The following is a 13,036-nucleotide window of genomic DNA, read 5'->3' on the forward strand; positions in this document are numbered from 1 at the left end:
CCTCATGTTTAAAATTTTATTCAGACACTACTATTTTTATATGACTAGTTCTTTTAAATATTCTATCAGCTCTACCTTTAGCTCTCGGCATCATACGTTTCATCATTGGGCCTTCATCTATATTTATTCTAATAATCTTTAATTTATCAACATCTAATCCGTAATTATGTTCTGCATTAGCAATCACAGAATTTAATACTTTAATTATCAAATTGGAAGCTTTTTTTTTATTAAATTCTAATATGTTCATAGCTAAAGAAACTTTTTTACCTAATATTAAATTCGATATTATCCTCACTTTCTGTGCAGAAGAATTAGCTTTTTTATGTATAGCATAAACTTCCATTAAATTTTCTCCAATTTAAACTTTTTGTTTAGGATCTTCAGAAACATTTTTCTTAACTTTTTTATCTATATTATGTCCTCTATAAGTTCGAGTTATAGAAAATTCTCCTAACTTATGCCCAACCATTTCTTCAGTTATAAAAATAGGTATATGTTTTTTACCATTGTGTACTAAAATAGTTAACCCTACCATATTAGGGAAAATAGTAGAACGTCTAGACCAAGTTTTTATTGGTTTTCTATCTTTTAATTTTACTGCTTTTTTTACCTTTTTAAATAAACTTTCATCTATAAAAGGACCTTTTCTTAAAGATCTTGGCATAAAAAATTATCCTTAAAAATTAATTTTTGTTATGTATAATAAATTTCTGTGTTCTTTTATTTTTTCTAGTTTTTTTACCTTTTGTCTGCTTACCCCAGGGACTAACAGGATGTTTACCAAAATTTCTACCTTCTCCACCTCCATGAGGATGATCAACTGGATTCATAGCAGTACCTCTAACAGTAGGACGCACTCCAGCCCACCTTTTAGCACCGGCCTTACCAAGTTTTTTTAACATATGTATAGTATTTCCTACTTCACCTATAGTAGCTCTACAACGAGAATATATTTTACGCAGTTCACCAGATCGTAATCTAATTGATACATATTTTTTTTCTTTTGATATAATCTGCGCGTGATTACCAGCAGATCTAGAAATTTGAGCTCCTTTGCCCGGTCTAAGTTCTATATTATGTATATATTCTCCAGTAGGTATATTTTTTATGCTTAGGCAATTACCAATTCTAATCTCTACATTATCTCCAGATATTACAGTATCACCTACTTTAATATTTTTAGGTTCTAATATATAACTTTTAGTCCCATCTTTATATAAAATTAATGCAATGTTAGAAGATCTGTTGGGGTCATACTCAATTCGTTTTACAATAGCTAATATATTATCTTTTCTTCTTTTAAAATCTATCTTTCTATATTTTTTTTTATGCCCACCTCCTATATGCCTTGTAGTAATCCTACCTGAGTTATTTCTACCCCCTGTTTTAACATTTTTAAATAACAAACGTTTTATAGGCCTTTTCTTACATAAATTAGAACTATCTACTTTGATTAGATGCCTTCTGCCCGGAGAAGTGGGCCTTACCTTTTTTAATATCATACAAAATCCTAAGTTTTAAAAATATATTTAAAAATTTATAATGTCACCTTTTTTTAAAGTTACATATGCTTTTTTCCAATCTTTTCTAAAATTTATTTTACTAATACTGCTTTTTCTATTATTCTTTTTTTTACCTTTTACAATTAAAGTGTTAACTTTTAAAACATTTACCTTAAAAAATTTTTCTAATGTTGTCTTAATTTCTTTTTTAGTAGAATTTTTTAAAACTTTTATTACAAAAATATTGTTTTTTTTAGATACTGCAGAGGATTTTTCAGATACATGAATTCCTCTGAAAATTTTAAAAATACGCTCTTCAAATTTCATTAAAATTATTCTCTATTTTTTTAAATGTATCAACCGTTGTAACTATAAGATCATAAGATAATAAAACTAATGGGTTCATAAACCTAACTTCTATAACCATAATTCTATCAATATTTCTAGATGCTAAAAATAAATTTTTATCAAAACTATTTAGTATTACCAAAGTTTTTTTGTTTTCAGTAAATTTTAATTTTTCCATTAATAATTTAGTTTTTGGATAAGTAATACAGAATTTCTTAAAAATTATTATCTTATTTTTTATTATTAATTCAGAAAAAATACTTTTCATAGCTCCATTGTACATTTTTTTATTTATCTTTACACAACTCTTTTTAGGTTCAGCTGCAAAAGTTACACCCCCTGATCTCCATATAGGGCTTCTTATAGATCCAACTCTTGCTCTTCCAGTACCTTTTTGTTTCCATGGTTTTTTACCAGAACCAGATACGTTAGATCTAGACTTTTGTGCTTTGGTTCCTTTTTTACTAAGAGCAATGTATGATAGCAATACTTGATGTATAAGTTTTTTATTAAAAGACCTATTTAATATAAAATTAGATACATCCACGTAATCACTAATACAATCTTTCAGCAATAATTTCATATTAACTAATTTTTTTACCTCTTGTTTTTATAGATGGTCTTACAATAACATCTCCATTAGAGGGGCCTGGAACAGTGCCTTTCACAAACAAAAAATTATTATTATCAATAGAAACTATTTTTAAATTTTGTATAGTTACTCTATTATTACCTAAATGTCCAGACATTTTTTTTCCTTTAAAAACTCGTCCTGGCGTTTGATTCTGTCCTATTGAACCAGGGGCTCTATGAGATAATGAATTCCCATGACTACTATCTTGAGATTTAAAATTCCATCGTTTTATTGTTCCTGAAAAACCTTTACCTTTAGAAAAACCAGTTACGTCTACCATACTAATATTTTTAAAAATATTTATACTTATAGATTGACCTACAGAAAAATTTTTTGTGTCTGGTACTCTAAACTCCCATAAGCCTCTACCAGCTAAAACATTATGTTTAATAAAATGACCAGCTGTAGGTTTATTAATTTTATTTATATTTCTTTCACCTGTAGTAACCTGTATAGCAGAATAAAAATCATTCTTTAAATTTTTTATTTGCACTATTCTATTTTTAGTAATTTTTATCACAGTTACAGGCACCAAATCTCCATTTTCTAAAAAAATCATAGAAGCACCTACTTTTTTACCAACCAATCCTACCATATAAAATTACCTATAATAAATTTTGTTATTTTGTATAAAATTTTAAATTAATCTAATACTATTTGTACATCCACTCCAGCAGCCAAATCTAATCTCATTAACGCGTCTACAGTTTTTTCTGTAGGCTCTACAATATCTATCAATCTTTTATGCGTACATATTTCATATTGATCACGAGCATCTTTGTTAACATGAGGTGACACTAATATAGTAAACTTTTCTTTTCTAGTAGGCAGTGGAATAGGACCTCTAACTTGTGCTCCTGTCCTTTTAGCAGTATCTACTATTTCTTCTGTAGATTGATCTATTAATCTATGATCAAAAGCTTTCAACCTAATTCTAATTCTTTGACTATTCATAATAACCTACATTCGTTTCTAAAAAAGTTGTTTATACACTAATATAACATCTAATGTATAAAAGAAAAAAATATAAATTTTTAAAAATAATTTTTTTTCAATAAAAAGTTATATAAAAAATAAATTGTATCAAATATAAAAATTAAAAACTAGTATAAACTATAAACATAGAAAAAGAGGTATCTAAAAAAATCCTCTTTTTCTAAAAAAGATATTTATTCAATAATTTTTGAAACTACACCAGCTCCTACAGTTTTTCCTCCTTCCCTTATAGCAAACCTTAATCCTTCTGTCATAGCAACTGGATATATTAATGTAACTGTAAGATCAATATTATCTCCAGGCATTACCATCTCTAAAGAATCAGGTAATTCTATAAGACCTGTCACATCAGTAGTTCTAAAATAAAATTGAGGTTTATATCCCTTAAAAAAAGCAGTATGTCTTCCTCCTTCTTCCTTAGATAAAACATACACTTTTGACTGAAACTTTTTATGAGGAGTTATAGTTCCAGGCTTAGATAGAACTTGACCTCTTTCTATATCATCTCTTTTAGTACCTCTTAACAATATTCCTACGTTTTCACCCGCCCTTCCTTCATCTAAAAGTTTTCTAAACATTTCTACACCAGTACATATAGTCTTTGATGTGGGTTTTATTCCTACTATCTCTACTTCTTCACCTACTTTTATAATACCTTTTTCAACTCTTCCGGTAACTACTGTTCCTCTTCCAGATATAGAGAAAACATCTTCAATAGGAAGTAGAAATGGCTCATTAATATGTCTTTTAGGATCTGGAATATACTTATCTAAAAAATTAGATAATTCTATAATCTTATTTTCCCATTTTTCAACACCTTCTATAGCTTTTAAAGCAGATCCTCTTATTATAGGTGTTTTATCACCAGGAAAGTCATATTCTGTTAATAAATCTCTTACTTCCATTTCTACTAATTCTAATAGTTCTTCATCTTCAACCATATCACATTTATTTAAAAATACTATTATATAAGGCACCCCAACTTGCCTTCCTAATAATATGTGTTCTCTAGTCTGAGGCATAGGACCATCAGTAGCCGCAACAACTAATATAGCTCCATCCATCTGTGCGGCTCCTGTAATCATGTTTTTTATATAATCAGCATGACCAGGGCAATCTACATGTGCATAGTGCCTGTTTAAAGTATCATATTCTACATGGGATGTATTTATAGTTATTCCTCTAGATTTCTCTTCTGGAGCATTGTCTATTTGTTCAAATGTTTTAGCAGACCCACCATATTTTTTTGATAGTACTGTTGTAATCGCTGAAGTTAACGTCGTCTTACCATGATCTACATGACCTATTGTGCCAACATTTACATGAGGTTTAATACGCTCAAATTTTTTTTTAGACATTTTATATACTCTAGTTTTATTAATATATTAAAATTAATATTAATTAAAATAAAAAACAAATTATTTTTTATTTTCTAAAATCTTAGTAGTGATATTTTCAGAAATTTCTGAATATTTCAAAAATTCCATAGAATATATAGCTCTACCTTGAGTTTTTGATCTAAGATCAGTAGCATATCCAAACATTTCTGACAATGGAACTTTAGAAACAATTATTTTATTATTTAAGTTGTTATCCAGCTTTTCTATAATTCCTCTCCTTCTATTGAGATCTCCAATTACATCACCCATATATTTTTCTGGAGTATCTATTTCTACTTTCATAATAGGTTCTAACAATATTGGATTAGCTAATTTAAAAGCTCTTTTGAAAGCAATAGAAGCAGCAAATTTAAATGCTAATTCTGAAGAATCTACATCATGATAAGAGCCAAAATGCAATCTAACTCCGATATTAACCACAGGATACCCTGCTAAAGGACCGGAATTTAGTTGTTCCTTTATTCCTTTATCTATTGCAGAAATATATTCTGATGGTATTACTCCTCCTTTTATATTATTAATAAATTTATAATTTTCTGAATTTATTTCTATAGGAAATACATCTATAACTACATGTCCATACTGCCCCCTCCCTCCGGATTGTTTTATATACTTGCCCTCAATATTTTCTACTTTATTTTTAATAGTTTCTCTATATGCAACTCTAGGCTTACCTACATTAGCGCATACATTAAATTCTCTCCTCATTCTATCTACAATTATTTCTAAATGAAGCTCCCCCATTCCAGCTATTATAGTTTGATTAGATTCATGATCTATAAACATTTTAAATGACGGATCTTCTTTAGCTAATCTAGTTAAAGCAATCCCCATCTTTTCTTGGTCCGCTTTCGTATCAGGCTCTATTGCTATAGAAATTACTGGATCAGGAAACTCCATTTTTTCTAAAATTATTTCTTTTTTAGGATCACACAAAGTATCTCCAGTAGTTACATTTTTTAACCCTATAGCTGCAGCAATGTCTCCAGATCTAACTTCTTTAATTTCTTCTCTTCTATTAGCATGCATTTGCACCAATCTTCCCAATCTTTCTTTTTGAGACTTAGTAGAGTTCAGTACTACATCTCCAGACCTAATAATGCCTGAATATACTCTAAAAAAAGTTAAACTTCCAACAAAAGGATCAGTAGAGATTTTAAATGCTAAAGCGGAAAAATGCTCTGTATCATCATATTTTCTAATTTTATAAGATCCTTCAACAGCATTTTTTTTTAAAATATCTGCTTTTGTACATGATGCATCTAAAGGAGAAGGTAAAAAGTCTATTATAGAATCTAACAAAGGTTGTACACCTTTATTCTTAAAAGACGAGCCACAAGTTACTATTAATATTTTGTTTTTAAGAGCAAGTTCTCTCAAACCAAATTTTAATTGATTTTCAGAAAACTTTTTACCAGACAAATATATTTTCATAAACTTATCATTTAATTCAGCGACCGATTCTACTAAATGTTTTCTCCACTTTTTAGAAATTTTGGTTAAGTCATCTGAAATAGGAAAAGATTTAAATTCAATGCCTCTATCTTTATCATCCCAAATGACAGATTGCATCTTTATTAAATCTATTACTCCTACGAAATTATCTTCTGAACCAATAGGAATTTGTATAGGAACTATGTTTATATTAAATCTTTCTTTTATTTGAAAAATTACATTAAAATAATTTGCTCCTATTCTATCCATTTTATTAATGAAAGCAATTCTAGGGACTTTATATTTATTAGATTGTCTCCATACAGTTTCTGACTGAGGTTGAACTCCCCCCACAGCGCAATATATCATTACTACACCATCTAATATTCGCATAGACCTTTCAACTTCTATTGTAAAGTCTACATGCCCAGGAGTATCTATTATATTAATTCTATGTGGTTCAAACTGTTTATACATTCCAGACCAAAACGTAGTTGTAGCAGCTGAAGTAATAGTGATGCCTCTTTCTTGTTCTTGTTCCATCCAGTCCATTGTAGCTTTACCATCATGAACTTCTCCAATTTTATGATTGACACCAGTATAAAATAAAATTCTTTCTGTAGTAGTTGTTTTTCCAGCATCAATATGAGCACTAATGCCTATATTTCTATAATGTGAAATTTTAGTTTTTCGAGACATGTAATTTTATAATCTTATTATATTTTCAAAATATAAAAATAAATTTAACAAAATATGTTTTTAGAATGTTATATATTAATAAAAAGACATAGTTACCATCTATAATGAGCAAAAGCCTTATTAGATTCAGCTATTCTATGTACTTCCTCTTTCTTCTTTACAGCTTCTCCTTTTTTATTAATAGCATCATATAATTCGTTATAAAGTTTTAAGTACATATGTTTATCTTTTCTCTTTCTAGCTGAAATTATTATCCATCTCATAGCTAAAGTATTTCTTCTAGCCGGTCTAACTTCTACAGGAACTTGATAAGTAGAGCCTCCTACTCTTCTAGACTTCACTTCAACTATAGGTTTTACATTTTTTAAAGCAGTTTCAAAAGAATCTATTTCATTTTTCTTAGTGCTATTAGACAAAATTTTTAATGCTTTATACACAATATTTTCAGCTATAGACTTTTTTCCATCTATCATAATAATGTTTATAAACTTAGCTAAAATTTCAGACAAAAATTTAGTATCAGGTAAAATGCTTCTACTTCCAATAATTCTTCTTCTTGGCATATTAAATCCTACAATTTTAAAAAATATTTTTTATACTATGACTTTAATTTTTTAGTACCATATTTAGATCTACTTTTTTTTCTGTCTTTAACACCGGCACAATCTAAAGACCCCCTAACTACATGATATCTAACACCAGGTAAATCTTTTACTCTTCCACCTCTTATTAAAATCACTGAATGTTCTTGCAAATTATGCCCCTCTCCTCCTATATACGCTGTTACTTCAAATCCGTTAGTAAGCTTTACTCTACATACTTTTCTAAGAGCAGAATTAGGTTTTTTAGGAGTAGTAGTATATACTTTTGTGCATACTCCTCGTTTTTGAGGGCATTTTGACAATGCAGGAACATTACTTTTATAAATCTTTTTTCTTCTTGGATTTCTTACTAATTGATTTATAGTAGACATAAAATATTATATTCTCATAGTTTTTAATCAATAAAAAATAAACAGTATAAATGTTATTTTTTAGAACATCTTATAATTTGTATTACCATCTTATTTGTGATTTATTTTTTACAGTTAAGTTTACAAAATCTGAATAATTAACTATAGAAAAATTTTTAGAAATTTTTGTAACTAAACCTCTAGCATCTAAATCTTCCTTTAATACATACAAATTTTTAGAAAAACTTATTATCTTTCTTAAAAAAATATTATTTTTTAAAGAAATAATAACACCATCTTGTATAGCTATTATATCATCCTCCTTATTTATTAAGTTGCATAAACTATTAATGTCAACGTTAAATGGAGAATTAATAAAAATATGTAACATATATAAATCCTATTTAGAAATTAATAATAAGATCAAACAAATTTAACTTTTTTCTAAAAAATTTATTTGTTAAAATATTAACATTAACTAAAAATTTTTGATTAAACTTAATACCTCTATCTTTCAAAGAATCTTTACATAAATATAAACTACTATTTTGACTTCTTAGAAGAGAAGAAAAAGACTTAAAAAAATTGTGTAAAAAAATCTTTTCAGGGTGTTGTTTATCTAATATTTGAAACACTCCATCTCCTAAAAAAAAAACACCAGTTTGTTTTATTGCTAAAGAAATTGACATATACAAATCTAACATTTCTTTAGAATCTATTTTCCCATAGGGCGATCTACAAAATAAAAAAGCTACATTTTTCATATATAGAAACTCAACTATATTTATAAAATAAATACAATTTTAAAATTGAACTACACGATCAGACAAAATAATATCTTTTGATAACTCTAACAGCCCCATAGATTTAAAATTTTCATCTACGTTGCGTGTTAAAATTCCTTTTTTCTTAACTAAATTTTTTATAATGAGTCCTCTTTTTATAGAAGATCCAATACATAATTTTAGTATTATATTATTTTCAATAGATATTTTTTTCCAGAATTTTAATAAATCTATTTCATTATAATTAGGACTACTCATAATATTAGCATTGTAAACACCATCTGCATAAAAAAATATACTTCTAACAATGTGTTTTTTTTTTATTAAACTTTTAACAAATAAAAAAGAACTAATAGAATTTTGTGTTCCATAAATAGGTCCAGTAACTAATATAGTATATTGCATAAAATTAAAATAATATAATAAAAAATTTTAGAGTTGTGAAATATTTTAAAAAATAAAAAATAAAAAAAAATTATGTGCAAATATTAAAATACGATATCTTATATAATTATAAAAATTATAAAAAAATAATTTTAATAAAATATTTTTGTTCAATCTCTCAATATAAAAAATATATAAATATTTTTATAATCAAAATATTAAAATATATTCTTATAAACGAAATTACAATTTAAAAAAAAAATTGTTTTTCTACAAGTTTTAGTGTTTTTTTTGCTATAATAGATGCCTGCTTTGCACCAATACATAATATATCTAACAAATCTTTCTCATTTTTTCTAAAATAAAAATATCTGTCTTGTAACTTGCATAACTCATTACAAACAATATCTGATAACTTTTTTTTAAAACTATAATAATCATAATCAAAAAATAGTTTTTCTGATTCTAAAATAGTATTATTAGTTAGTATAGAAAAAATATTCAATAAATTAGAAACACCTGGTTTATTTTTTTTATCATAAAATATTTTTGAAGGGTTGTCTGAATCTGTAATAGCACATTTTATTTTCTCACTAATATTTTTTCTACTATCTAACAAAAAAATACTGTTTTTTTCATTGCTGTCGGACTTAGACATTTTTTTAACAGGATCACACAAAGACATAATTCTAGACCCTCTATCAAAAACTATATTTTTAGGAATAGAAAAAACTTTTCCATATAAATTATTAAATCTTTTCGCAACTACTTTAGTAAGTTCTAAATGTTGTTTTTGATCATCTCCAATAGATACATAATTACTATTATATAATAATATATCTGACATCATCAAAATAGGATAATTTAAAAGACCCATATTAACGTTTTTATTTTTCTTAGATTTATCTTTAAATTGAGTCATCCTAGTTAATTCACCAAAATAAGAAAAACAATTTAAAATCCAATTCATTTTACAGTGTTCATTAATATCTGATTGTATAAAAATTATACTTTTGCTAGGATTCACACCACAAGCCAAATAAAACGCTAAAGTATCTAAAATATTTTTTTTAATATTAATGCTAGTGTTTAAATTTGTTAAAGAATGTAAATTAGCAATGCAAAAAATACAACTATACTTATTTTGAAAATCTTTCCAATGTTTCAATACTCCTAAATAATTTGCTAATGTTAAAAATCCCGTTGGTTGCACCGCACTAAATAAAATTTTTTTTTTACACTTCACATTTTTCATAGAATATAAGTACACATATGTTAATTAAAAATATAAAACTTTTTGTTAAAAAAACCAATTTTTATTTTAAAAACTTGTTTATAATATTCTTTATTTTTAAAATAGTACTTTTACAATTTTTAGAACAAAAAATTTCAGACCCAATAACAAAAGAATTTGCGCCGGCATTTAATAAATTTAGTATATTATCTTTTTTTATTCCTCCATCAACTTGTAAAACAATATTATTATTATATGAGTCTATTAATTTTCTAACTTTTTCAATTTTTTTTAAAATATATGTTAAAAACTTTTGTTTTCCAAAACCAGGATTAACAGACATAATAAGAATTAAATCTAATTTATCGATAGTATATTCTAAACAAGATAAAGAAGTAGCAGGATTAATAGCTATCCCAGCTTTACATCCAAAACTTTTTATTAAAGATATAGTACTATCTATATGAAAAGTAGACTCAGGATGAAAAGTTATAAAACTTACTTTCTGCTTCGCAAAAATTGGAATTAAATTATCTACTTTATGTGTCATTAAATGTATATCTGCATTAAATTCAACACCATTTTTTTTCAAAGACTGTAATACAACAGGACCGAAAGTTAAATTATTTACATAATGATTATCCATAATATCGAAATGAATTAAGTCAGCACCGTATTTTATTACACTCTTTATATCATGTCCTAAATTAGAAAAATTAGCTGACAAAATTGAAGGTACAATGAAAAATTGTTTCATAAAAGTTTTGTATTATATTTTTTTATACTTTAAAACATCATTTAAAAAGTTATTGTCAATAATTTTAGTTAACAAATTTATATCTACATTATCTAACAAAACACACTTTCCGATCTTATTTGGAACTATTATTCTAATTTTTTTATTAGAAAAATTTTTTTTGTCTCTAATCATGTATCTAAAATAATCTTTAGATTTCATATTTTTAGGACCTGTAACTGGAAGACCTATTAAATTAAACAAATCTATTATTTCTTGTACTTGCTCTAAAGAAATTTTACATAAATAATTAGAAAATATAGAAGATATAACAATGCCTATAGAAACAGCCTCTCCATGTAATAAAGTATATTTTGTAAAAGATTCTATAGCATGGCCAAAAGTATGTCCTAAATTTAACAACATTCTTATATTTTTTTCTTTTTCATCTTGACATATTATATCAATTTTAAACTTACAAGATCTACAAATACAATCATACAATACTTTATTATCTAAAAAAAGTATACTATCTAAATTAGACTTTATCCAATAAAAAAAAGTTTTATCAAATAAAATTGCATATTTTACTACTTCAGACAATCCAGAAATAAATTCTCTTCTCGGCAATGTTTTTAAAAACATAGTATCAATTATAACACATTTGGGGTGATAAAATGTTCCAATAACATTTTTTGAAAGTGAGTTATTAACTCCAGTTTTACCTCCTATAGAAGCATCAACTTGAGAGAGTAAAGTAGTAGGTATATTTATATACTTTACTCCTCTTTTATAAATAGAAGCCGCAAAACCAGTTATATCACTAATTACACCGCCCCCAAATGACATCAATGTAATATCTCTTCCATAATTTAATTTAATAAGATTGTTTACAATAATTTTTATTGAGTTGAATGTTTTATATATCTCACCATCATTTAGTATTATTATGTTATTAATAACTTTAAATTGTCGTAAAGAAAATATTATAGTTTTTTTATAAATATTATATAATGTAACATTAGTTATTAAAACAATATTATTATAAACTTTTAAATAAGAAATCATATTTTTGTTACTAAAAATATTATATCCTATATTTATTTGACAATTTTTTCCATTTAATTTAACATTTATTATTTTCAAAATATTGTCCTAAAATTTTAACATAAACGTATTATAATAAATTATTTGATTTAAATTTTTTTAAAATGTACAATGCTATGGATTTAGCACTTTTATTATCTGTATCTACAGTAAAGTCAGAAATATTTTTATATAAATGATTTCTTTCTTTTGCTAAACTTTCCAGTATATCACGATTAGAAATATTTTTATTATTTAATAAAGGTCTATTTTTATCTCTATTAGTCCTAATTAGCTGTTTTTCTATAGTTGTATTTAAAAACACGACAGTTCCTCTAGAAGATAATATGTTTCTAATACTTTCAGAGACTATAGAACCTCCTCCAGTAGCTAAAACTATACCATTTTTTTTAGTTATCTCATTTATTATTTTTTTTTCTCTTATTCTAAACCCTTGTTCTCCTTCAACATCAAAAACCCATGCTATATCTGCTCCAGTTCTACTTTCTATTTCCTGATCAGAGTCATAAAAATCCATATGTAACTTTTTAGCTAACTGTTTTCCTATAGTGCTTTTTCCTGCTCCCATTGGACCAACCAAAAAAATATTTCTCTTTTCTGCCATAATTTTATTTTATAAAAAAAAAATTAATTTAATAATAATATTAAAAAATTAAAAATACCAATTAATATATAACAAGTCAGTATTATTAAACAAAATAATAGAATAATTTTAATTATATTATAATTACAAAAATTAAACTATTTTTTTTTTAAAATTTTTATATATTAAAAACTTATTAGAAAATAAATTTAATTAATAACTTTTTTTTATAAGTTTAT

Annotated in this window: 18 protein-coding genes; all 18 read right to left on the reverse strand. The window is 25.6% G+C overall.

The window, feature by feature from the left end; translation table 11 throughout:
• Positions 1-16 precede the first annotated feature (16 nt).
• Entirely contained in the window at positions 17-346 is a 330-nt protein-coding gene (gene rplV / locus RJI84_RS01770) for a 50S ribosomal protein L22 (RefSeq protein WP_343189037.1), read from the reverse strand.
• Between the two features lie 15 nt (positions 347-361).
• Entirely contained in the window at positions 362-667 is a 306-nt protein-coding gene (gene rpsS / locus RJI84_RS01775) for a 30S ribosomal protein S19 (RefSeq protein ID WP_343189038.1), read from the reverse strand.
• A gap of 19 nt (positions 668-686) precedes the next feature.
• Positions 687-1,505: a 50S ribosomal protein L2 gene (gene rplB / locus RJI84_RS01780; protein ID WP_343189039.1), complete on the reverse strand. Its 819-nt coding sequence runs from the start codon at positions 1,503-1,505 to the stop codon at positions 687-689.
• 27 nt (positions 1,506-1,532) lie between these two features.
• Positions 1,533-1,832, reverse strand: a complete 300-nt coding sequence (locus RJI84_RS01785; RefSeq protein WP_343189040.1) for a 50S ribosomal protein L23 — start codon at positions 1,830-1,832, stop codon at positions 1,533-1,535.
• Positions 1,822-2,436: a 50S ribosomal protein L4 gene (gene rplD / locus RJI84_RS01790; RefSeq protein WP_343189041.1), complete on the reverse strand. Its 615-nt coding sequence runs from the start codon at positions 2,434-2,436 to the stop codon at positions 1,822-1,824. The genes RJI84_RS01785 and rplD overlap by 11 nt, the downstream gene beginning before the upstream one ends.
• Position 2,437: 1 nt before the next feature.
• The gene (gene rplC / locus RJI84_RS01795) at positions 2,438-3,082 is read right to left on the reverse strand and encodes a 50S ribosomal protein L3 (protein ID WP_343189042.1); all 645 of its coding nucleotides are present in this window, start codon (positions 3,080-3,082) and stop codon (positions 2,438-2,440) included.
• A gap of 47 nt (positions 3,083-3,129) precedes the next feature.
• Positions 3,130-3,441, reverse strand: a complete 312-nt coding sequence (gene rpsJ / locus RJI84_RS01800) for a 30S ribosomal protein S10 (protein ID WP_343189043.1) — start codon at positions 3,439-3,441, stop codon at positions 3,130-3,132.
• Between the two features lie 215 nt (positions 3,442-3,656).
• Positions 3,657-4,841 (reverse strand): elongation factor Tu, encoded by a 1,185-nt coding sequence (tuf, locus tag RJI84_RS01805; RefSeq protein ID WP_343189044.1) that lies wholly within the window; start codon positions 4,839-4,841, stop codon positions 3,657-3,659.
• A 60-nt stretch (positions 4,842-4,901) separates the two neighbouring features.
• The gene (gene fusA / locus RJI84_RS01810; RefSeq protein WP_343189045.1) at positions 4,902-7,016 is read right to left on the reverse strand and encodes an elongation factor G; all 2,115 of its coding nucleotides are present in this window, start codon (positions 7,014-7,016) and stop codon (positions 4,902-4,904) included.
• A gap of 92 nt (positions 7,017-7,108) precedes the next feature.
• A complete protein-coding gene (rpsG, locus tag RJI84_RS01815; protein ID WP_343189046.1) occupies positions 7,109-7,579 on the reverse strand; it encodes a 30S ribosomal protein S7 in 471 nt (156 codons plus the stop codon).
• A gap of 35 nt (positions 7,580-7,614) precedes the next feature.
• Entirely contained in the window at positions 7,615-7,989 is a 375-nt protein-coding gene (rpsL, locus tag RJI84_RS01820) for a 30S ribosomal protein S12 (protein WP_343189047.1), read from the reverse strand.
• Positions 7,990-8,071: 82 nt separating this feature from the next.
• Complete coding sequence (gene tusB, locus RJI84_RS01825) at positions 8,072-8,359, reverse strand: sulfurtransferase complex subunit TusB (RefSeq protein ID WP_343189048.1); 288 nt, start codon at positions 8,357-8,359, stop codon at positions 8,072-8,074.
• A 13-nt stretch (positions 8,360-8,372) separates the two neighbouring features.
• A complete protein-coding gene (gene tusC / locus RJI84_RS01830) occupies positions 8,373-8,732 on the reverse strand; it encodes a sulfurtransferase complex subunit TusC (protein ID WP_343189049.1) in 360 nt (119 codons plus the stop codon).
• Positions 8,733-8,771: 39 nt separating this feature from the next.
• Positions 8,772-9,158, reverse strand: a complete 387-nt coding sequence (gene tusD, locus RJI84_RS01835) for a sulfurtransferase complex subunit TusD (protein WP_343189050.1) — start codon at positions 9,156-9,158, stop codon at positions 8,772-8,774.
• 229 nt (positions 9,159-9,387) lie between these two features.
• Complete coding sequence (gene trpS / locus RJI84_RS01840) at positions 9,388-10,392, reverse strand: tryptophan--tRNA ligase (RefSeq protein WP_343189051.1); 1,005 nt, start codon at positions 10,390-10,392, stop codon at positions 9,388-9,390.
• Positions 10,393-10,453: 61 nt separating this feature from the next.
• Positions 10,454-11,128, reverse strand: a complete 675-nt coding sequence (rpe, locus tag RJI84_RS01845; protein WP_343189052.1) for a ribulose-phosphate 3-epimerase — start codon at positions 11,126-11,128, stop codon at positions 10,454-10,456.
• 12 nt (positions 11,129-11,140) lie between these two features.
• Positions 11,141-12,253 (reverse strand): 3-dehydroquinate synthase, encoded by a 1,113-nt coding sequence (aroB, locus tag RJI84_RS01850; protein WP_343189053.1) that lies wholly within the window; start codon positions 12,251-12,253, stop codon positions 11,141-11,143.
• 31 nt (positions 12,254-12,284) lie between these two features.
• On the reverse strand, positions 12,285-12,818 hold the full coding sequence (gene aroK / locus RJI84_RS01855; RefSeq protein WP_343189054.1) for a shikimate kinase AroK: 534 nt from the start codon (positions 12,816-12,818) through the stop codon (positions 12,285-12,287).
• Positions 12,819-13,036 lie beyond the last annotated feature (218 nt).

The sequence above is a fragment of the Buchnera aphidicola (Chaitoregma tattakana) genome (assembly GCF_039370165.1).
Lineage (GTDB): Bacteria > Pseudomonadota > Gammaproteobacteria > Enterobacterales > Enterobacteriaceae > Buchnera_G > Buchnera_G aphidicola_F.

What these genes read in the sequence shown, in the direction of transcription:
- rplV (WP_343189037.1), bottom strand. Translation starts at nt 346, where the DNA reads ATGGAAGTTTATGCTATACATAAAAAAGCTAATTCTTCTGCACAGAAA.
- rpsS (WP_343189038.1), bottom strand. Translation starts at nt 667, where the DNA reads ATGCCAAGATCTTTAAGAAAAGGTCCTTTTATAGATGAAAGTTTATTT.
- rplB (WP_343189039.1), bottom strand. Translation starts at nt 1,505, where the DNA reads ATGATATTAAAAAAGGTAAGGCCCACTTCTCCGGGCAGAAGGCATCTA.
- RJI84_RS01785 (WP_343189040.1), bottom strand. Translation starts at nt 1,832, where the DNA reads ATGAAATTTGAAGAGCGTATTTTTAAAATTTTCAGAGGAATTCATGTA.
- rplD (WP_343189041.1), bottom strand. Translation starts at nt 2,436, where the DNA reads ATGAAATTATTGCTGAAAGATTGTATTAGTGATTACGTGGATGTATCT.
- rplC (WP_343189042.1), bottom strand. Translation starts at nt 3,082, where the DNA reads ATGGTAGGATTGGTTGGTAAAAAAGTAGGTGCTTCTATGATTTTTTTA.
- rpsJ (WP_343189043.1), bottom strand. Translation starts at nt 3,441, where the DNA reads ATGAATAGTCAAAGAATTAGAATTAGGTTGAAAGCTTTTGATCATAGA.
- tuf (WP_343189044.1), bottom strand. Translation starts at nt 4,841, where the DNA reads ATGTCTAAAAAAAAATTTGAGCGTATTAAACCTCATGTAAATGTTGGC.
- fusA (WP_343189045.1), bottom strand. Translation starts at nt 7,016, where the DNA reads ATGTCTCGAAAAACTAAAATTTCACATTATAGAAATATAGGCATTAGT.
- rpsG (WP_343189046.1), bottom strand. Translation starts at nt 7,579, where the DNA reads ATGCCAAGAAGAAGAATTATTGGAAGTAGAAGCATTTTACCTGATACT.
- rpsL (WP_343189047.1), bottom strand. Translation starts at nt 7,989, where the DNA reads ATGTCTACTATAAATCAATTAGTAAGAAATCCAAGAAGAAAAAAGATT.
- tusB (WP_343189048.1), bottom strand. Translation starts at nt 8,359, where the DNA reads ATGTTACATATTTTTATTAATTCTCCATTTAACGTTGACATTAATAGT.
- tusC (WP_343189049.1), bottom strand. Translation starts at nt 8,732, where the DNA reads ATGAAAAATGTAGCTTTTTTATTTTGTAGATCGCCCTATGGGAAAATA.
- tusD (WP_343189050.1), bottom strand. Translation starts at nt 9,158, where the DNA reads ATGCAATATACTATATTAGTTACTGGACCTATTTATGGAACACAAAAT.
- trpS (WP_343189051.1), bottom strand. Translation starts at nt 10,392, where the DNA reads ATGAAAAATGTGAAGTGTAAAAAAAAAATTTTATTTAGTGCGGTGCAA.
- rpe (WP_343189052.1), bottom strand. Translation starts at nt 11,128, where the DNA reads ATGAAACAATTTTTCATTGTACCTTCAATTTTGTCAGCTAATTTTTCT.
- aroK (WP_343189054.1), bottom strand. Translation starts at nt 12,818, where the DNA reads ATGGCAGAAAAGAGAAATATTTTTTTGGTTGGTCCAATGGGAGCAGGA.